A 17,957-nucleotide genomic window follows, 5' to 3' on the forward strand; every position below is an offset into this window, starting at 1 on the left:
ATCACCGGGTGTGCAGCCGCCGTCTCTTTGTGCTGCTCGGTCGGTTCTGCCTGTTCCGCCGGTTCCGTCTGTTCTGTAAAGCAGTGGGCCCTTTCTCTCACCGCCTCAACTCACCGCCTCAAACTCTCCCGCTGTCACCCGATCGGCTTCTTCCCCGCCGGCGGCACCACCGCACGCCCGATGGTGCCGCGGTCACTGCCGAACCAGATGCTGCGCGTGCTCTTGTCGAACACCATGTGACGCACGGTGTTTGGCATGGCGGGGCCCAGATCCACCTTGGCGGTAAAGCTGTTGGTGCGCGGGTCGAAGGCCACCAGCTTGTTGGGTTGGCTGCCGGTCTCCACCAGCCACAGGCGGTCAGCGTCGTCGACGGTCATGGCGTAGGGCATGCTGGTCCCACCGCCCGGCAGCGCCCACTCCTTCACGGCGCCGCTCACGGGGTCGAGACGGCCCACGTAGCCGCGCGAATAGTCGCCATACCACACGGCACCATCGCTGGTGAGCGCAATGCGCCGGCCGCGGGCGCGCTCATCGGGCAGCAGGTACTCGCGCACGCGCATGCTCTGTGGATCGATGGTGCCGAGCTTGTTGGTGCCGAACAGGTTGAACCACGGCCGTCCGCCCTTGTCCATGACAATGCCATAGGGGCGCGAGCGTGGCGTGTTCATGGTGGCCAGCTTCACTTCACCGGTCTTGCGGTTGAGGAAGCCTACCATGTTGCTGTTCTGCAGCGTGAACCACAGATCGCCGGCCGGCGTGAAGGTGATGGTGTGCGGGTCCTTCGCGGCAGGATCGGGCATGGGATAGCGGGTGATCTTGCCCGTCTTGCCGTCGATGCGCCCGATCATGCCGTTGCGGTTGCCGGCGTACCACGCGTCGCCCTGCGCGTCCACGTTCACGGTGTGCGGGTGGGTGCCGGGATCGATCTCGAAGCGCTCGAACTTCTTCGTCTTCGGGTCGAAGCGCGCCACGTAGTTGCCCTCCTGCCCCACGAACCAGATGCGCCCCTGCGGATCCACGCTGGGATCACGCGGGCGGCCAGCGGCGCCCCACGGTACGTCCCATTCGGTGAGTTGTACGGTGTCGGCGGCCGCACGTCCCTGTGCCGGCAGCAGGGCGGGCAGCCCCATGTTCGCGGAGGCGGCCAGCGTGAGCGACAGGGCCAGCGTCGAGGCCGCAACAACAGCGCGCGGTAACGGCGTCATGATCGGTCTCCTGCGGAGGGAATGAGCGGAAGCGCCACCTCAAACGTGGCGCCGGATGCCGTATCGAGCAACGTGAGCCGCCCGCCGTGTGCCTGCGCGATGGCCCGGGCAATGGCGAGGCCGAGCCCGGCACCGGTCCCCGCTGCGCCCGTGGCATGTGCGGAGGCACCAGCCGGTGACACGGCCGAGTCGGGCCCCCGCTGCACGCCGTGGACGAAGCGTTCGAACACGCGCTCGCGCTGCGCGGCAGGAATGCCGGGACCCTCGTCGGCCACGGTCACGCGCAGTTCGCCCTGGACCCGCTGCTGCCGCACCCACACGGTGCTGTTGGCCGGCGCGTGCTTGAGGGCGTTGTCGAGCAGGTTGAGCACGAGCCGATGCAGCAGCATGGCGTCGCCACGCACCGCCGCCTGCGGCTCGAGGGTGTCCGGTTCCACGACCAGCGTGACGCGCTGGGAATCGGCGAGCGAGCGGACGCTGCGCACGGCGTCATGCACGAGCGCCGGCACATCCACGGCGTCACGGCGCAGGGTTGCATCGCGTCCGGGGTAACTGCCGGCGTCCACCCGGGTGAGCAGAAACAGGTCATCGACGATGCGCGAGAGCCGCACCGATTCGCCGAGCACGACGGTGAGCGCTTCCCGGTACTCCTGCTCACTGCGGGCGCTGCGCCGAAGGGTGACCTCGGCCTCTCCGCGAATGATGGCGATGGGGGTGCGCAACTCGTGGGACGCGTCGGCCACGAACTGCCGCTGCGTGCGGAAGGCATCGCCAACGCGGGCGAGCAGGTCATTGATGATGCGTGCCAACCGACCGAGTTCGTCGTGGGCATTCACCACCGGCAGTCGGTCGTCGAGATTGGCCGCGGTGATGCCAGCGGTGCGCGTGACGATGGCATCGAGGGGCGCGAGGCTGCGTCGCGCCAGCAGGAAGCCGGCAATGAGCGCCACGAGCGACGCCATGGGAATGGCGAACAGAATGGTGGTCCGCACCTGCCGCAGCAGCAGGGTATCGTCCACGTCGGAGCGCAGCGCGGTAATGAGCAGCGCCGGTTCGTTCTCGTCACCCGCTTCGGGCACGACCCGCAGCAGCGCGGCGCGCGCCGGCCCGCTCTCCAGCACGAGATCGCGCACCACGACCGTGGAGTCGGAGAGCGCACCGGCGTCGCGCTGTGCCCGCACCGTTGCCATGAGCGTGCGCACTGCCGGCGGGAGCACGACCGCGGGCTCGGCGAGCTCCGGTTGCCGCGCCGCCATGAGCTGCTCGGCTTCGTCGGTGATGAAGATGTCGAGATCGCCCACGCGCAGTTCGCGCAGCACCGCCTGCTCGTGCTCACCGCGCACCGTCTCCACCTCGCCGCGCGCCGCCGCGGCCCGTCGTTCGGCCAGGATGGCCCCGGCTACCGCGCGCGCCGATTCGCGCACCACGGTGGCGGCACGCTGGCGCACCACCCGCTCGAGCGTGAAGACGCCCACTCCCGCAAAGGCCATGAGCATGACGGCCAGCACCGCCGCGTTGAGCGCGGTGAGCCGCAGCAGGATGGACGGGCGAACAGGGAGCATGCGTTACGCCGGTGCGATGTCGGTGAGCACGTAGCCCACCCCACGCCGCGTGTGCAGCAGCGGCGTGAAGGGCTCACGGTCGATCTTGCCGCGCAACCGGTTCACGTACACCTCCACGGCGTTGGTGAGCGGGTCATGGTTGTCATCCCAGACGTGCGCCACGATCTCGGCGCGCGAGACCACGTGTCGCGCGTGGCGCACCAGCAGCGCGAGCAGCGCGAACTCCTTGCCGGTGAGCGGGATGGGCACGCCGCTGCGGGTGGCGGAGTGCGCCTGCAGGTCCACCACCAGATCGGCCAGCTGCACCAGCATGGGTTGCACGGCCTCGGGGCGCCGCAGCAGCGCCCGCAGGCGCGCCAGCAGCTCGCCGAAGTCGAAGGGCTTCACGAGGTAGTCGTCGGCGCCGGCGTCGAGTCCCGCGATGCGATCGCTCACGGCATCGCGCGCGGTGAGCATGAGCACGGGGGTGCGCACCTGGCGCGCGCGCAGGGCCTGCACCACACCGAAGCCATCGGTACCGGGCAACATGACGTCGAGCACGATGGCGTCGTAGCTGTTCACCACCGCCTGGGTGATGGCACTGGTGCCGTCGCTGCACACGTCGACGGCGTACGTCTCCTCGCGCAGGCCGCGGGCGATGAGGGCGGAGAGCCGTGGATCATCTTCAACGACGAGCACGCGCATACCGGGCTGTGCTAGAGGTGAACGGGGTGGGCGCGCTGCTTCTCTTCCGGACGGCGGCGGAACCAGCTGGCCACGAGATAGAACTCGTCGAGGTCGTGCGTGGGGACGTCGGCGCCGGCGGGATCGGCCCCGGCGTACACCCGCTCGGCGAGCGCGTCGAACGCCGCCTGCTCGTCGGGGGTGCGCGGCGCGCGCACTTCGGCGCGCACGGTGCCGCGGCGCACGAGATACACCCACTCCACGTCGGCGTGCCCGATGGCATGATAGCGGAAGGTGAGGCGGTCGACGTTGGCATGGAAGTGCTGCACGCGTTCGTGCAGCCAGCGCACGAGGGCCAGTCGATCGCGCAACACGCCGGCGCGTTCGAAGGCCAGCTCGCTCGCGGCGTGCTGCATGGCGTCTTCGAGGAGCCGCACGGGCCCATCGCTCCGGCCCTCGAGAAAGGTGCGCACATCGGCGGCGGTTTCGCGGTAGCGCATCGCGGTGCCGGCGCCGATGCACGGCCCGGCACAGGTGCCCAGGTCATGGCGCAGGCACCCGGGCGCGCGCGCCCGCGCGGTGGCGCGGGGCCTGGTGGCGGGGTCGTCGGCAAACCAGAGGGTGCTGCCGCGGGCCCGGCCGGTGCCGCGCACGGCGTCCTCGAGGGTGCAGTCGCGCAGCCCGGTGGCTTCGGCGAGTGCGCGCACGGCCTCGCGCACGCGCGCCACGCGGCGGAACGGCCCGAAGAGCGCCACGGCCGCGGGATCGTCGGAGCGGGGCACCACGCGCAGCCCGGGCACCGGTCCGCCGGTGAGGGCCACGTAGGCGCGTGGCCACTCGTCCATGACCATCATGGTGTTGAAGTGGGGCCGGTATTGCTTGATGAGGCGCAGTTCGCGCAGCAGGGCGCCAAACTCGGTGTGGGTGTACTCCCACTCGATGTGAAAGGCGTGGCGCAGGATGCGCGCCGCCTTGTTGCGGCGCCCGGTGGCGCGGAAGTAGGAGAGCAGCCGGGTGCGCAGCGCGCGTGACTGGCCCACGTAGATGACGGTGCCGGTGGGGCCGAGCATGCGGTAGACCCCGGGCCGGTTCTCGACGCCCTGTCGCACGAGCGCCCGCAGCTGCTTGCGGTGGGCGGGGGTGGTGTGGGGCGGTTTGACGTGCAGGCGGGGAATGGGGTCCGGCATATCCGGCAAGCTATGGACATGGTTCGGTATGTGCGACACGCCGCGACACGCCGCGACACGCCGCGGGGCGCTCCCGCTCACCCCGTTCGCTGCTCTCTTCGGGGGTGGCCGGGCGCGCTCCGGCGCTCCGCGCCCGGGCGCGCCGGCGTCACCCCCTCAGGGATCCGCTCACGGGGCGGCGGGGCGCGCCGCGGCTGCACTCGCTCGGCGTTTCCTGCGCCCAGGCAAAGCATACCCGATCCAGCGGTGGGGCCCCGCCGCCCGAGCGAGCGGCTCTCTGAGGGGGCGACGCCGGCGCGTCAGCGCACGGCCGCCCCCGAAGCAAGCCGCGAGTCGGGTGAGCGGGTGCCCCACTGCGTGTCGCGGCGGCCCTGCAGGTGCCCTACCACGCGTCCCGGCGGCCCCTCACGTCTCAAGACTCGTACGTGAGCGACTCGCGAAACTCGCGCGCCTGACGACGGATCTGCACCAGCTCCTGCTCGGCCATGCCGTCGAGGTGCTTGGTCATCATGCGCATGCGCGGGTGCCTGGCAAACCGCTCCCGGTGCTGGGCCATGAAATCCCAGTAGAGAAAATTCATGGGACAGGCGTCGGGTCCCGTGCGCTGCTTCACGTCGTAGCGGCACTGGCCGCAGTAGTTGCTCATGCGGTTCACGTAGGCGCCACTGGCCACGTACGGCTTGCTGGCCAGCGCCCCGCCGTCTCCCCAGGTGCCCATACCCGCCACGTTGGGCAGCTCCACCCACTCGTAGGCGTCGGTGAACGCGGCCCAATACCAGCGCGACAGGGCCGCGGGCTGCACCCCCAGCATGGTGGCGAAGTTGCACTGCACCATGAGCCGGCCAATGTGATGCGTGCGGCCGTAGTCGCGCACCTGGCGAATGGTGTCGGAGAGGCAACGCATTTCACACGCACCGTGGTGCGCGCCTGCATACGCCTCGCCGTCCGGCGCCCAGAACCACATCGGCAATGCGAGGGGCGCCTCGAGGGCGTTGGCCGTGCGCAGCCCCGGCATGAGCTGCCAGTACATGCCGCGGATGTACTCGCGCCAGCCCAGAATCTGTCGAATGAACCCCTCGGCGCTGGCAATGGGCACGTGCCCCTCGCGATACGCGCGCTCCGCGCGTTTCACCACCTCGAGCGGATGCAGCAACCCCACGTTGAGGATGCTGGAGAGCGTGCTGTGCAGCAGGTCGGGCGCCCCATGCACGAGCGCATCTTCGTAGGGGCCGAACTCGGGGAGCCGTTCAACGACGAACCGTTCGAGCCACGCCTTGGCGTCCGCGCGCGTGACGGGCAATGCGAAACGATCCACCGACCCCCAGCGCCCCTTCCAGCCGGAAACCCGTTCCATCTGCTCGCGCGTGATCGCGTCGGGCTCCACGCGCCATACGTCAGGTACCGCGCGGTTCTTCGGCCACGGCTTGCGATTGTCGGCGTCGAAATTCCAGTCGCCACCGCTGGGCGTGCCGTCGGCCTCCATGAGAATGCCGTGCTGGCGCCGCATCTCGCGATAGAACCACTCCATGCGGTATTCCTTGCGCCCGCGTGCCCACGTGGCGAACTCCTCGCGCGTGGCGAGGAAGCCGCGATCTTCCCGCAGCACGAGCGACACGCCGGCGTCGCGAAGGAGCATGCGCGCACGATCGAGTTCGTCCACCATGTCCTGCTCCCGCCCTTCGGTGGCGACGACCCGCGACGCCCCAAGCTCCCGGGCCACCGACGCGAGCCCCTCGGCGTACGACGGCGCGTTGCGCAGCAACACGCGATAGCCCGCCGCTTCGAGCGACGCGGCGAAGTGGCGCATGGCCGAGAGCAGCAGGACGAGCTTCTGCCGGTGCCAGGGCAGCGATGCGCCCTTGGCGACCGACTCGAGCAGCAGCACCACGACATCCTCGCGCGGTTCGCGCGGAATGTTGGCCACGGCGCGGGAGCACTCCCACGGGGCGACGAAGGCAAGCGTTGGACCGGACACGCGGGGGCAACGGGCTGGCGGGTGGGGGCGTTCCCGTCCGGCGGTGTGGATCGGCTTCTGGCCCCCTGCCCCCTGCCTCCCGCTTCCTGCCTCCCGCCTCCTGCTTCCTTCGCCGCTGCGACGAAGGATGCAGCTGGCGGGCCGCAGGCCGCAGGCCGCAGGCCGCAGGCAGCAGGTGGAGCGACTAGTCCGTCGCGTCCATGTCCACCTGTCCCGACAGGCGGCGGGAGAGGTGCGACCAGCTCATGCCCACGGCCAACAGCAGCGCGGTGCAGACGAGCACGACATAGGAAATGCCGCGGGCGGAGGTGGCGCTCACGATGCCGACGTCAATGAGCAACCAGACGAGACCACCACACAGGGCGAGCACGAGCAGTGCACCACCCAGACCAATGGAGCGGCGCGTAGCATTGAGGAAGATGCCCCAGCCGCCAAGCAGGGCGAGGCCGGCCAGGAACTTGAGCGACGCGGGGCCGCCGGTGGCTTCGCCGGTGCGCAGCGGCGCCAGTGCCCAGTGGAAGTAGCTCACCCGCTCGGGGTTGTAGGTGGCGAACACCAACACCAGCGCGGCGAGGGTGCGGGCGGCGATGCCGCCGAAGCCGGGGCCGTTAGCCATGGGAGGGAGCGGAGGAAGAGGAGAGCAGGCGCCGTGACAGCACGGTGAGGCACCAGCCGGTGGTGACGGCAATGAGCAGGAACTTGAGCGAGGCGGCGGCGCCCGCCAGTGCGGCCAGCGTCGCACTGGGTCCCACGTCGATCATGCGCCAGAGCGCCCAGTTTTCCGCGGCGTCGAGTGGCGTGCAGGCGAGTACCGTGGCACCCAGCGCGGCACCGGCGCGGTCCATCGTGCTGCCGGGGCGTGTGAAGCGCGGCTGCCGCAGCAGCAGCACGCTCCAGCGGAAGAACCACGGGTAGACGAGCAGGAAGCCCACGTCCACGCCCAGACTCACCCGTGCCGACTCGGTCACACCGGCGATGCGCCAGCTGTCGAGGATCTCGCGGGCCCGTTCGGTGGTAAAGGCGAGTTCGTACGCCACGATGCCCCCCGGCGTGACCGCCGCGAGCGGGGCGTCGATTCCCCGCAGCTGCAGCAGGAGAATCAGTGACAGCGTGGCAAAGAACAGCCAGATCAGCAGGCGGGACATGCCCACACGGTAGCGCCGGGTGTTCGCGGGCGGAACGGGAAGGCGCTATTTCTTCGGCATGGAGGCATTCCCTGTGACGGCCGACGCGCTGCTGGGCATTGCCGTGGGCCTTGGGCTCGCGGCCGCGGCCGGCTTTCGCGTCTTCGTGCCGCTGCTCGCCGCCGCCATTGCCGCGAAGACGGGGGTGCTGGAGCTGTCGCCGGGCTTCCAGTGGCTGGCTACCACGCCGGCGCTCGCGGCGCTCGGTACGGCCACGCTCCTCGAGGTGGGGGCCTACTCGGTGCCGTGGCTCGATCAGCTGCTCGATCTGGTGGCCACCCCGGCCGCCATGGTGGCGGGCATGCTGGCGGCGGCCAGTGTGGTGGTGGATCTCCCCCCGGTGCTCAAGTGGGGCGCCGTGCTGCTGGCCGGCGGGGCAGCGGGCGTCACACAGGGGGCCACGGTGTTCACCCGCTTCAAGAGCACCACCCTTACCGGCGGCATGGGGAACCCGGTGGTGAGCACACTCGAGCTGGTGAGCGCGGTGGTCACGAGCGCGCTGGCGATCTTCCTGCCCATGCTCACGCTGGTGGCGGTGCTGCTGCTGTTCGTGTTCTTCACGCGGCGCGTGCACGGCGTGCTCTTCGGGCGTCGCGCCGCGCGGGCGGCCGCCGCGGCCGCCAACGGCCCGCCCAAGGTGCCGCGTGGGCCCATGCGGCGCTGAGTCGCGATGGCTGCGGGGCGGTTGCCGTGCTGCCGCGCTGCCGCGCCAATGCACGCTACCCCGGCTTCGCCACCATGCACCACACCGCGTAGACGAGCGGCGCGGTGGCGGTCCACCCCCACACGCTCCAGCGGCCATAGGCGCGCACGAGGGATTCGTCGTTGGCGCCCCCGGTGTGTTGCACCATGCGCCGCTGTGCGGGCACGAGCACGACGACCCACAGCACCGTGGAGAGCGTGAGCGCTACGATCGCCTGCCGTATCCACGGCGTGCCCCACAGCGGCAGGCCGCGCTGCAGCGCCAGGGTGATGCCGCTCACGGTGAGCAGTGCGCCGCCCCCCACGGTGAACCACCAGTCGGTGATCACGATGGCGCGCGCGGCGCGCCGAAAGTCGTGCGTGTGCCGCGCGCGCCAGAAGATGGCGGTCCATACCCCGGTGACGATCACGTTTCCCACGAACACGATCGCGCCCAGCACATGCGCGGTCTTGAGGAACGCGTCGAGCGTCACGGCGTGCGGCGACTCACTTGGGCGTGCCCACCACCGGGGTGATGCGGATGTTGCGGTATTCCACCGACGTGTGATCGCCCTGCAGGTAGATGGGCCCCGGCTCGCCTTCGTTGGCGTCGAGCGCCCCGCCGGTGATGCCGGGAATCGTCTGGTCGGCAATCACCGTCTTGCCATTCAGCACCACCGTGACGCGGCGACCGATGAGCGTGATGTCGAAGGTCTGCCACACACCGGCGCCCAGGTGCGCCTGCTCGTTGGGCACGAGAAAGCCGTACACCCCACCCAGGTGCGTGGAGAGCGGCTCGCCGAGCGGGCTGTCTTCCACCTGCACCTCATGACGACCGCGCAGATAGATGCCGCTGTTGCCGTTCTTCGGGACGCGGAACTCGAGGTGCAGCTTGAAGTCGGTGAACTTGTCCCGGGTGGCGAGGTTGGCGCCCGACTTGGTGTTGGTGAGCAGGCCGTTGATGACCTTCCACTGGTTATCGCCGCCGGGCAGCGCTTCCCACGCCTTCATGTCGCTGCCGCCGAAGAGCACGATCTCCTTGCCCCACACCGGCGGCGCCGACCGGCGCAACGTGGGCGCGCGCACGCCGGTGAAGCGGTGCTTCTCGCCGCTGGGCTGCGTGATGATGCCCGCCAGCTTGTCACCGGTGAGCGTGGCCTCCACCTGCACCTCTGTGGCCTGCAGCTCCCACTGCGGTGGCAGCGTGAACTGCACGCGCCCGTTGTTGAAGGTGACCTTGCCAATGGGGCGCGCACTGCCGCCGCCGGCCACGAACCGCCCCACCAGCGTGCGGTGCCCCGACAGCGACACCTCGACCCAGCTGGGATAGACCCGGTCGGTCCCCTGCACCGTGAGATCCCAGCGGCCAATGATCGGCGCGCCCGCCTGTGCCTCGGCGGCCAACGGGAGCGCAGCAACGAAGCAGGCGGCAGCCAGGGAAAGCAGCGGGCGAACCATGCGCGAGCACCTCGAACGCAAGAAGTGGGAAGGGAAACGGGTCGCTCTAATCCTCACGCCCGTCCCCAGTCGTGGTAACCCCTGCCGCCCGGATGGCCGCCCGAATGCGCGGGTACGTGCCGCAGCGACAGATGTTGCCGTCCATGGCGCGATCGATCTCGGCGTCGGTGGGGGTGGGCACGGCCGCCAGCAGCGCCGCCGCACTCATGAGTTGCCCCGACTGGCAGTAGCCGCACTGGGCCACGTCGTGCGCCAGCCAGGCGGCGCGCAGCGCGTCGCCCACGGCGCCGCCCAGTCCTTCGATCGTGGTGATGGACTTCCCCGCCACACTCCCCACCGATAGCACGCAGGCGCGCATCGCCTCGCCATTCACGTGCACGGTGCAGGCGCCGCAGAGCGCCAGGCCACAGCCGAAGCGGGTGCCCACCAGCCCGAGGGTTTCGCGCAGCACCCACAGGAGCGGCATGTCGCCGGGCACGTCGACCTCGCGGCGCACGCCATTCACCTCCAGCACGAAGGGGGCGGTCATGACGTGGTGCCCGGTGTGGTAACGGGCGCGGGTTGGGGCGGGGCGGTGGGCACGCGCAGTGGCAGGGTACGCAGCCGCGTGCCGGTGAGCGCGAAGAGCGCATTGGCCACCGCCGGGGCGACCACCGGCAGCGCGGGCTCGCCAATGCCCGACGGCAGGCGGGTGCTGGGCACGAGCGTGGTGACGATGACGGGACACTCGGACATGCGGAGCGGCGGGTAGTCGTTGAAGTTGCCGGGGCGCACGCGGCCGTTCTCCAGTTGCACCTCGCCGTGCAGGGCGGCGGAAAGCCCGAAGATGGCGCCCCCCTCCACCTGCTGCCGCACGCCGTTGGGATTCACGACCAGCCCGCAGTCCACCGCGCACACCAGCCGGTGGACCCGCACGCGCCGCGCCGCATCGAGCGAGAGCTCGGCCACCATGGCCACCACCGTCCCGAAGCTCCAATGCAGCGCCACGCCGCGCGCCTGCGCCGCGCCGTCGGCAGCGGGGGCCAGCGGCGATCCCCACGCGCTGTCGCGCGCGACCGTCTCGAGCACCCGGCGTGCCCGCGCGTGCGAGCGCAGCAGCTGCAAACGGTACTGCAGCGGGTCGGTGTTGGCGGCGTGGGCCAGTTCGTCCACGAACGACTCGAAGAAGAACCCCTGGTGCGAGTGCCCCACGGCGCGCCACGACCCCACCGGGACCGGCAGCTCCACTTCGAGGTGTGCCGAGCGGATGGCCGGAAACTCGTACGGCTGATCCCACGTGCCTTCGGCGGTGGTCTTGTCGGGGACCACCGATGGATAGGGAAGCCCAATACGCTGGCTGAGCGCCTTGAAGGGCGCCTGGCTGGCGGAATGACAGACCACACTCGTGGCCACGCCGCGTGCGTCGAGGGCGGCGCGCAGCCGTGACGCCGCCGCGGGACGATAGAAGTCGTGGCGCATGTCGTCCTCGCGGCTCCAGATGGTTTGCACCGCCACGCCGGGCGCGGCCATGGCAATGCGCACCGCCTGCGCCACATAGTCGACCTCCAGCCGACGGCCGAATCCGCCGCCCAGCGGCTGCTGGTGCAACGTGACGCGCGCTACATCCACGCCGGCCACCTCGGCCGCCGCCCGGCACGCCGCACCCGGCACCTGGGTACTCGTCCACAGCTCCACCCCGGCGTCGGTCACGCGCACGGTGGTGTTCATGGGCTCCATGGTGGCGTGCGCGAGATACGGCGCCTCGTAGGTCACGTCGAGCACCCGGTCGGCGGCGGCCAGCACGTCCAGCGCATCGCCGGTGCTGCGGAAGGGAAGACCGGTGCCGGCGTGCGCGGCGTCGCGCAGCTGCGTGGCCACGTCGTCGGACCCCAACGCCAGATGCGGCCCGGGAAAGAACTGCACCTCGAGCGCCGCCAGCGCCTGCCGGGCCTGCCACCAGCCATCGGCAATGACCGCCACTCCCGGTACCTCGCCGTAGCGGCTTCCCGGCAGCTCCACCACGGCGTGTACGCCGGCGCGATCGCGAAGGGCCTCGCGCCGATAGCCAGAGACCGTGGCGCCGAGCGAGGGTGCCATACTCACGGCGGCGTAGCGCATGCCGGGCAGACGCACGTCGAGGCTGTAGCGTGGGGCGCCGCGCACGATGGCATCGCCGTCGATGCGTGCCCGGTCACGACCCACCAGTCGATACTGCGCCGGGTCGCGCAGCGTCACGTCGCGCACCGCCATGCCGGCCGCCTCGCGCACGAGGGTACCGTAGGCAAACGACTGTGCGCCGGCATGCACCACGCCCGCCTCGGTGCGGCAGGCGCTGGCGGCCACCCCCGCGCGCGCCGCGGCGGCCGCCACGAGCTGGGCCCGCGCCGTGGCGCCGGCGGTGCGCGCCACCTCCCACACATCGCGCACGCTCGACGAGCCGCCGGTCATCATCACGCCCACTTCGCGCACCGTCTTGGCGGTGAGCCACCGCACGGCGCGCACACCGGCGTGCTCTTCGAGATCCTCGTGAAACGGGAGCCCGTCGAGGATGGCCGCGATGTTGTTGTAGATGCGATCGACCCCGCTGTGCACCACCCGCACCTGCGCCCAGTCGCAGTCGAGCTCTTCGGCAATGAGCATGGCCAGTGCCGTGTGAATGCCCTGCCCCATTTCCGCCTTGGGGGAGATCACGGTGACGCGGCCGTCGGGGTGCACCGCCAGCCAGCCGTTGAGTGGTACCCCGTCGTGGCCCGTCACGGGGGCACGTCCGGGGTGCAGCCGTTGGCGTGGGGGGGTGAGCGACCATCCCACGAACAGCGCACCGGTGGCGCCCAGCCCTGCCAGCAGGAAGGTGCGTCGTCTCATATTGTTGAAGATGTCACGTCGCCTGGGATGGCGGCAGCTTACCCTTTCTCCCGCCTGTCCGCCATGCTCTCCGTTCGTGTCGCCTCGTCGTCCGCGTCTGTCGCGGCCATTGCCCTGCTTGCGGCCTGCACCCCGGAGGCGTCGTCCAAGGCCTCGGAGGCCAAGGTGGCCGAAGCCGCAGCGCAGATGGTGCGCAAGGTGCGCACGCTGGGGCCGGGCGACCTGCAGATGGTGAGCGAGGATCGCACGGTGGCCATTGAAGTGGCGGGCGATTCGGTGCACGTGTTCATGGTCAACAGCCAGATCAGCGTACCCGTCACGTACATCGAGAATGTGAAGTACACCGACAACCGCCTGCGCTTCGACATCAAGGGCATTGGCATGAAGGTGTTCGAAGTGGGCGATGGCACCGACGGCGCCGTGTTCACCCAGGGTGACGCACTCAAGTTCGTGGCCACCGTGATTTCCCGACAGAACGCCATGGAGAACCGACAGTGATGACCAATGCAGCGCCGTGGGCGCGCGCGGTGGCCGCGGCCGCCGTGGCGGGGGGGTGTCTGGCGTGTGGTGGGCGCGGGGCCGACTCGGGGGCGAGCGAGGGTACGCCGGGCGCATCGGGGGTGAGCATGCAGCGCTCGTCCGGCATGCCGGTGCGCACGGGCACCACCGATTCCACGGCGCTCGATGGCGCCGAGGTGCGCATCACGAGCACCGATGGCACGATCACGCTGGCCGTGCTGCGTGACACGGTGGTCATGCAGCTGAGTGACAGCCTGCGGCAGGGGGTGGCGTGGCGGATGGACAGTGCCACCAGCACCAAGGCGGAGGGTGTGGGTGGCGTGATCGCCAACATGATGGGCAGTGCCGTGAAGGCCGCGGTGTCGAGTGCCATGGGCGTGGCGCTGCGCGCGCCGGCGTCGCAGGTGACCGATCTCCGCTACGAGAACGGCCACCTCACCTTCAAGGTGGACGGCGGGTCGGTGAAGTTCAGCGTCAAGGGGAAGCGCGACGGCAGCGGTGCGCCCTTCGCCCCCGAGGATGCCCAGCGGTTCATGGAAGCCGTGCAGGCCGCGAAGGCGCGACAGACGGCGATGTGAGGCGCGGCGCGCGTCCGTTGGCGCGCGTTTGCCGTGGCGCGTTCGCCGTGGCGCGTTGGTTCCCGGTCAGCTGCTGCAGCTGAGCATGGAGCAGCCGGCCTTGTGGCGCGCCCACTCGGGGCGGCGGGCCACCAGCGCGGCGTGCTGCGGCTGCTCGGTATACGGCGTGCGCAGCACGGTCAGCAGGGTCTGCACCAGCGACGCATCGCCCTGCGTGGCGGCGTCAATGGCCTGCTGCGCCACATAGTTGCGCAGCACGAACCACGGATTCACGGCGTGCATGGCGGCCTGGCGCTGTGCGAAGTCGCGGCCGTGCATGCACACGCGCGCGTGCCAACGGGTGAGCCACGCGTGCAACGCCTCGGCGTGCGCGTCGCGCTTCGCCGGGTCGTAGAACAGATCGCCCAGCAACTCGGTCGCCGGCACATCGGGGAGCACGTCGGGCACGTTCCCCAGGGCGCGGAAGAAGTTGGTGTAGTCGATCTCGGCGTCGTACATGAGGCGGAACGCCTCGCGGATGATGTCGCGCTCGTCGTCGCCGCGGGTCACGAAACCGAACTTGGCGGCGTTCATGGCCTCGTATTCGGCGATGTACACGGCCGAGAAGCGGTCGATGCCCGCCTGCAACACCGATTCGTCGCTGAAGAGCGGCGCGATGGCGTCGGCGAGGCGCACGAGATTCCACTGCGCAATGGCGGGCTGCTGCCCGAACCGGTAGCGCCGGTTCTGCGCGTCGGTGGTGTTGGGGGTCCAGTGGGGATTGAAGTCGTCGATCCAGCCGTACGGGCCGTAGTCGATGGTGAGTCCCAGCACCGACATGTTGTCGGTGTTCATGACCCCGTGCACGAAGCCCACGCGCATCCAGTGCACCATGAGCCGTGCGGTGCGCTCGCACACCTCGGCGTACCACGCGGCGTGGCGCGCGGTGACGTCGGGCATTTCCTGCAGATGCGGGAAGTCCCGGGCGATGGTGAAGTCCACCAGCTGCTCGAGCAGCGCGAGGTCGTTGCGCGCGGTGAAGATTTCGAAGTTGCCGAAGCGGATGAAGCTGGGGGCCACGCGGCACACGATGGCGCCGGGTTCCTCCTGCGCGTTGCCGTTGTAGAACATGTCGCGCACCACGGCGTCGCCGGTGGTGACCACGCTGAGGGCACGCGTGGTGGGCACCCCCAGATGATGCATGGCCTCGCTGCACAGGAACTCACGAATGCTCGAGCGCAGCACGGCGCGCCCGTCGGCGGTGCGCGAATAGGGCGTGGGCCCGGCGCCCTTGAGCTGCAGCTCCCAGCGCTCGCCGCGCGCGTTCACCACTTCCCCCAGCGTGATCGCGCGCCCGTCGCCCAGCTGGCCGGCCCAGTTGCCGAACTGATGGCCGCCGTAGCAGGCGGCGTAGGGGTGCATGCCGGGGAGCAGCGCGTTGCCGCCAAACACCTTGGCGAAGGCGGGTGACTGCACGAACGCGTCGGAGAATCCCACGAGCGCCGCCACATCGGGGGCGTGCGCCAGCAGCCGCGGGGCGGACACCGGCGTGGGGGCGGCCGCGCTCCAGGCCGCGCCCAGCACTTGTCTTCGCCGATTGGAGGATTCAGGATCCCCCGGCAGCTCGCGCACGAACCGGTTGTCGAAGGTGACGGCCGGGGCGTCCAGATGGTCGGTGGTCGGGTTCACACTCAGAAAGCTAGGGGGCGGTCCAACATGGCGAAGGTGATGCAGGGGGCGCTGGGCAGCGCGATCGTGCTGGGGCTGCTGACCGTGTGCGGCGGTGAGCGCCAGGGCAGTGGCGGCGGCGCCCCCGACAGCGTCGTGACGGTACCGGCGGTGCCCACGGTCACGCTGGCCGCGGTGGCCCCCAACTCCTTTTCGGGGACCTTGCCGTGCGCCGATTGTTCCGGCATCGAGACCACGGTGGCGCTCTTTCCCGATACCACCTTCCGGCTGCGCGAGCAGTCCACGGGAAAGCCCGGTGACGCCCAGGTGAGCATGGGGCGCTGGACACACGACGGCGCCACGCTCACGCTGGACGGACTCGGGCGCACGCTCCGGTTTGCCGTGGCGGGGGAGGACACGCTGCGCCTGCTGGACCAGGGCGGCAAGCCGATAGCCGGCAGCGCTCCGGTCACGCTGGTGCGCGCCGACCGCATGAACGCTCTGCGCGAGCCGGTCACGTACACGGGCACGTTCGGCGTGATGGCCGACGGCGCCACCTTTCGCGAATGCGGCAGCGGACAGACGTTCACCGTGCTCACGACGGGGGCGTACACGACGCTCGCGCGGGCATACACCAGCGCCAAGCTGCCACCGGGGAGCGGCCAGCAGGTGGAGGTGGTGGCGCGGTTCGTGGCGCGTCCGGACGACGTGGCCGGCCCCAAGGAGCGCGACGTGCTGGAGATCCGGAAGTACGTGGGGCCGGCGGCGAATCCCGATTGCCGGTGAGCGGTGAGGGGTGGGGGCGACGCGAGCAGAACAGATCGTCGGAGCGCACGGAGGCGCGGAGGCACAGAGGAAATCTTCTGCATGTGTTGTTCTCCGTATCTCCGTGGCTCCGAGGCCTCCGACGAGCAGTTACTTCTCCACCTGTACGGGAACTTGAACCGCTCCCCGAGCCTATTACCCACATGAGTGACAAGACCTATGCCAAGCCCGACGTGGCGCAGCTCAAGAGCGCGCTCACGCCCGAACAGTTTGCCGTCACGCAGCAGTGCGGCACCGAACCACCGTTCCGGAACGCGTACTGGGACAATCACGAGCCCGGCCTGTACGTGGACATCGTGAGCGGCGAGCCGCTCTTTGCCAGTGTGCACAAGTTCGACAGTGGCACGGGGTGGCCCAGCTTCACCCGTCCCGTGGCTCCCAACGTGACTGAGGTGGAAGACCGGTCGTACGGCATGCGCCGCGTGGAGGTGCGCAGCAAGCATGGCGACTCGCACCTGGGGCACGTGTTCCCCGACGGGCCGCGCGAGGCGGGGGGGCTGCGCTACTGCATCAACTCGGCGAGCTTGCGTTTCATTCCCGTGGCCGAGCTGGAGAAGGAAGGGTACGGGGAGTTCCTGCCGCTGTTTGCCACCGGTGGCCATCATGGCTGAGCGGGCGCAGGAGGTGGCCATTCTGGCCGGCGGCTGCTTCTGGGGCATGGAAGAGCTGCTGCGCGCCATTCCCGGCGTGCTGGACACCGACGTGGGCTACACCGGCGGGTGGCTCGAGCATCCCACGTATCACGACACGCACGACAGCAAGAGCGGCCATGCGGAGAGCGTGCGGGTGGTGTTCGACCCCACGGTGCTGGGGTACGACGTGCTGCTGCGCGACTGGTTCTTCCGCATGCACGACCCCACCACGCTCAACCGGCAGGGGAACGACATCGGCACGCAGTATCGCAGCGCCATCTTCTACACGACGCCGGAGCAGAAGGACGTTGCCGAGCGGGTGAAGCGGGAAGTGCAGGCGAGCGGGCTGTGGTCGCGGCCCATCACCACGGAGATCGTGCCGGAAGCGACGTGGTGGAGTGCGGAAGGGTACCACCAGGACTACCTGCGCAAGAATCCGGGCGGGTACACGTGTCACTGGATGCGCTGAACGGCTGAACGACGCGGGGGGACTACGCGCGATCGCCGACGCGGGGGGACTACGCGCGATCGCCGACGCGGGGGGACTACGCGCGATCGCCGACGCGTTGGCGGGGACGCGTTGGCGACGACGCGCTGGCGAGAACGCGTTGGCACAGACGCAGGGAGGCGCGGGCGCCTACGCGGGGCAACGACGGGCGCCCGCCTTCGCCATTGGCGGGTGACGCGGTGTTGCGGCGTGGCTACTTCGCGTCGTTGCCCCGCGTAGGAGCGTAGGTGCCCGCGTAGGTGCCCGCGTAGGTGCCCGCGTAGGTGCCCGCGTAGGTGCCCGCGCCTCTACGCGTCCGTGCCAACGCGTTCCTGCCAACGCGTTGTTGCCAACGCGTCCCCGCCAACGCGTCCCTGCCAACGCGTCGTCCACCGCGCGTCGTCCACCGCGCGTTGTCCCGTCCCTCCCCTACTCCGCCGCTCTCTCCCCTTCAGCGCCCTTCTCGGGCACCTCCCTACCGCTCTTCTCACAACCTCCGCGTGGGCGCCC

Annotated in this window: 18 protein-coding genes; 6 read left to right on the forward strand and 12 right to left on the reverse strand. The window is 70.1% G+C overall.

The window, feature by feature from the left end; translation table 11 throughout:
• Nucleotides 1-134 precede the first annotated feature (134 nt).
• The 7 genes from LW840_RS00505 to LW840_RS00535 form a co-directional block, all read right to left on the reverse strand.
• Nucleotides 135-1,205, reverse strand: coding sequence for a hypothetical protein (locus LW840_RS00505; protein WP_291270154.1), 1,071 nt, complete (start codon nucleotides 1,203-1,205; stop codon nucleotides 135-137).
• Nucleotides 1,202-2,767 (reverse strand): ATP-binding protein, encoded by a 1,566-nt coding sequence (locus LW840_RS00510; protein WP_291268138.1) that lies wholly within the window; start codon nucleotides 2,765-2,767, stop codon nucleotides 1,202-1,204. Before LW840_RS00510 ends, LW840_RS00505 begins: the two co-directional genes overlap by 4 nt.
• A 3-nt stretch (nucleotides 2,768-2,770) precedes the next feature.
• Nucleotides 2,771-3,451: a response regulator transcription factor gene (locus tag LW840_RS00515; protein ID WP_291276232.1), complete on the reverse strand. Its 681-nt coding sequence runs from the start codon at nucleotides 3,449-3,451 to the stop codon at nucleotides 2,771-2,773.
• Nucleotides 3,452-3,462: 11 nt separating this feature from the next.
• Nucleotides 3,463-4,617, reverse strand: a complete 1,155-nt coding sequence (locus LW840_RS00520) for a GIY-YIG nuclease family protein (RefSeq protein ID WP_291268136.1) — start codon at nucleotides 4,615-4,617, stop codon at nucleotides 3,463-3,465.
• Between the two features lie 412 nt (nucleotides 4,618-5,029).
• Nucleotides 5,030-6,592, reverse strand: a complete 1,563-nt coding sequence (locus LW840_RS00525; RefSeq protein WP_291276233.1) for a cryptochrome/photolyase family protein — start codon at nucleotides 6,590-6,592, stop codon at nucleotides 5,030-5,032.
• Between the two features lie 184 nt (nucleotides 6,593-6,776).
• Complete coding sequence (locus LW840_RS00530) at nucleotides 6,777-7,208, reverse strand: DUF6524 family protein (RefSeq protein WP_291263234.1); 432 nt, start codon at nucleotides 7,206-7,208, stop codon at nucleotides 6,777-6,779.
• Nucleotides 7,201-7,737, reverse strand: coding sequence for a hypothetical protein (locus tag LW840_RS00535; RefSeq protein WP_291263233.1), 537 nt, complete (start codon nucleotides 7,735-7,737; stop codon nucleotides 7,201-7,203). The genes LW840_RS00530 and LW840_RS00535 overlap by 8 nt, the downstream gene beginning before the upstream one ends.
• A gap of 58 nt (nucleotides 7,738-7,795) precedes the next feature.
• Between LW840_RS00535 and LW840_RS00540 the strand changes: the two genes are divergently transcribed.
• Complete coding sequence (locus LW840_RS00540; RefSeq protein WP_291263232.1) at nucleotides 7,796-8,440, forward strand: DUF4126 domain-containing protein; 645 nt, start codon at nucleotides 7,796-7,798, stop codon at nucleotides 8,438-8,440.
• A gap of 55 nt (nucleotides 8,441-8,495) precedes the next feature.
• On the opposite strand, the gene LW840_RS00545 is transcribed toward LW840_RS00540, so the two are convergent.
• The 4 genes from LW840_RS00545 to LW840_RS00560 are packed head-to-tail and all read right to left on the reverse strand — an operon-like array spanning nucleotide 8,496 to nucleotide 12,759.
• Nucleotides 8,496-8,951 carry a DUF2269 family protein gene (locus LW840_RS00545; protein ID WP_291268134.1) on the reverse strand — a complete coding sequence of 152 codons (456 nt, stop codon included), beginning with the start codon at nucleotides 8,949-8,951 and terminating at the stop codon, nucleotides 8,496-8,498.
• A 13-nt stretch (nucleotides 8,952-8,964) separates the two neighbouring features.
• Complete coding sequence (locus LW840_RS00550; RefSeq protein ID WP_291263230.1) at nucleotides 8,965-9,915, reverse strand: DUF1080 domain-containing protein; 951 nt, start codon at nucleotides 9,913-9,915, stop codon at nucleotides 8,965-8,967.
• A 46-nt stretch (nucleotides 9,916-9,961) separates the two neighbouring features.
• Entirely contained in the window at nucleotides 9,962-10,444 is a 483-nt protein-coding gene (locus LW840_RS00555) for a (2Fe-2S)-binding protein (RefSeq protein WP_291268132.1), read from the reverse strand.
• Nucleotides 10,441-12,759, reverse strand: coding sequence for a molybdopterin cofactor-binding domain-containing protein (locus tag LW840_RS00560; RefSeq protein ID WP_291276234.1), 2,319 nt, complete (start codon nucleotides 12,757-12,759; stop codon nucleotides 10,441-10,443). The genes LW840_RS00555 and LW840_RS00560 overlap by 4 nt, the downstream gene beginning before the upstream one ends.
• A 63-nt stretch (nucleotides 12,760-12,822) precedes the next feature.
• Here LW840_RS00560 and LW840_RS00565 point away from each other — a divergent pair, with 63 nt between their 5' ends.
• Both LW840_RS00565 and LW840_RS00570 read left to right on the forward strand, forming a co-directional pair.
• Complete coding sequence (locus tag LW840_RS00565) at nucleotides 12,823-13,257, forward strand: hypothetical protein (protein ID WP_291268130.1); 435 nt, start codon at nucleotides 12,823-12,825, stop codon at nucleotides 13,255-13,257.
• Complete coding sequence (locus tag LW840_RS00570; protein ID WP_291268129.1) at nucleotides 13,257-13,856, forward strand: hypothetical protein; 600 nt, start codon at nucleotides 13,257-13,259, stop codon at nucleotides 13,854-13,856. Before LW840_RS00565 ends, LW840_RS00570 begins: the two co-directional genes overlap by 1 nt.
• Before the next feature lie 66 nt (nucleotides 13,857-13,922).
• Here the strand turns inward: LW840_RS00570 and LW840_RS00575 are convergent, their stop codons facing one another.
• Nucleotides 13,923-15,524: a protein adenylyltransferase SelO gene (locus LW840_RS00575; protein ID WP_291276235.1), complete on the reverse strand. Its 1,602-nt coding sequence runs from the start codon at nucleotides 15,522-15,524 to the stop codon at nucleotides 13,923-13,925.
• A 27-nt stretch (nucleotides 15,525-15,551) separates the two neighbouring features.
• Here LW840_RS00575 and LW840_RS00580 point away from each other — a divergent pair, with 27 nt between their 5' ends.
• From LW840_RS00580 to msrA, 3 genes are all read left to right on the forward strand, one after another.
• A complete protein-coding gene (locus LW840_RS00580; RefSeq protein WP_291276236.1) occupies nucleotides 15,552-16,289 on the forward strand; it encodes a copper resistance protein NlpE N-terminal domain-containing protein in 738 nt (245 codons plus the stop codon).
• Between the two features lie 182 nt (nucleotides 16,290-16,471).
• Nucleotides 16,472-16,939: a peptide-methionine (R)-S-oxide reductase MsrB gene (gene msrB / locus LW840_RS00585; protein WP_291263223.1), complete on the forward strand. Its 468-nt coding sequence runs from the start codon at nucleotides 16,472-16,474 to the stop codon at nucleotides 16,937-16,939.
• The gene (msrA, locus tag LW840_RS00590; protein WP_291270145.1) at nucleotides 16,932-17,429 is read left to right on the forward strand and encodes a peptide-methionine (S)-S-oxide reductase MsrA; all 498 of its coding nucleotides are present in this window, start codon (nucleotides 16,932-16,934) and stop codon (nucleotides 17,427-17,429) included. Before msrB ends, msrA begins: the two co-directional genes overlap by 8 nt.
• Nucleotides 17,430-17,957: the final 528 nt, after the last annotated feature.

The sequence above is a fragment of the Gemmatimonas sp. genome, assembly GCF_021298855.1.
In the GTDB taxonomy this organism is placed as follows: Bacteria; Gemmatimonadota; Gemmatimonadetes; order Gemmatimonadales; family Gemmatimonadaceae; genus Gemmatimonas.

Excerpts from the sequence above, each read along its gene's own strand:
- LW840_RS00505 (WP_291270154.1), bottom strand. The coding sequence starts at position 1,205 with ATGACGCCGTTACCGCGCGCTGTTGTTGCGGCCTCGACGCTGGCCCTG.
- LW840_RS00510 (WP_291268138.1), bottom strand. The coding sequence starts at position 2,767 with ATGCTCCCTGTTCGCCCGTCCATCCTGCTGCGGCTCACCGCGCTCAAC.
- LW840_RS00515 (WP_291276232.1), bottom strand. The coding sequence starts at position 3,451 with ATGCGCGTGCTCGTCGTTGAAGATGATCCACGGCTCTCCGCCCTCATC.
- LW840_RS00520 (WP_291268136.1), bottom strand. The coding sequence starts at position 4,617 with ATGCCGGACCCCATTCCCCGCCTGCACGTCAAACCGCCCCACACCACC.
- LW840_RS00530 (WP_291263234.1), bottom strand. The coding sequence starts at position 7,208 with ATGGCTAACGGCCCCGGCTTCGGCGGCATCGCCGCCCGCACCCTCGCC.
- LW840_RS00535 (WP_291263233.1), bottom strand. The coding sequence starts at position 7,737 with ATGTCCCGCCTGCTGATCTGGCTGTTCTTTGCCACGCTGTCACTGATT.
- LW840_RS00540 (WP_291263232.1), top strand. The coding sequence starts at position 7,796 with ATGGAGGCATTCCCTGTGACGGCCGACGCGCTGCTGGGCATTGCCGTG.
- LW840_RS00550 (WP_291263230.1), bottom strand. The coding sequence starts at position 9,915 with ATGGTTCGCCCGCTGCTTTCCCTGGCTGCCGCCTGCTTCGTTGCTGCG.
- LW840_RS00555 (WP_291268132.1), bottom strand. The coding sequence starts at position 10,444 with ATGACCGCCCCCTTCGTGCTGGAGGTGAATGGCGTGCGCCGCGAGGTC.
- LW840_RS00560 (WP_291276234.1), bottom strand. The coding sequence starts at position 12,759 with ATGAGACGACGCACCTTCCTGCTGGCAGGGCTGGGCGCCACCGGTGCG.
- LW840_RS00565 (WP_291268130.1), top strand. The coding sequence starts at position 12,823 with ATGCTCTCCGTTCGTGTCGCCTCGTCGTCCGCGTCTGTCGCGGCCATT.
- LW840_RS00570 (WP_291268129.1), top strand. The coding sequence starts at position 13,257 with ATGACCAATGCAGCGCCGTGGGCGCGCGCGGTGGCCGCGGCCGCCGTG.
- LW840_RS00580 (WP_291276236.1), top strand. The coding sequence starts at position 15,552 with ATGGCGAAGGTGATGCAGGGGGCGCTGGGCAGCGCGATCGTGCTGGGG.
- msrB (WP_291263223.1), top strand. The coding sequence starts at position 16,472 with ATGAGTGACAAGACCTATGCCAAGCCCGACGTGGCGCAGCTCAAGAGC.
- msrA (WP_291270145.1), top strand. The coding sequence starts at position 16,932 with ATGGCTGAGCGGGCGCAGGAGGTGGCCATTCTGGCCGGCGGCTGCTTC.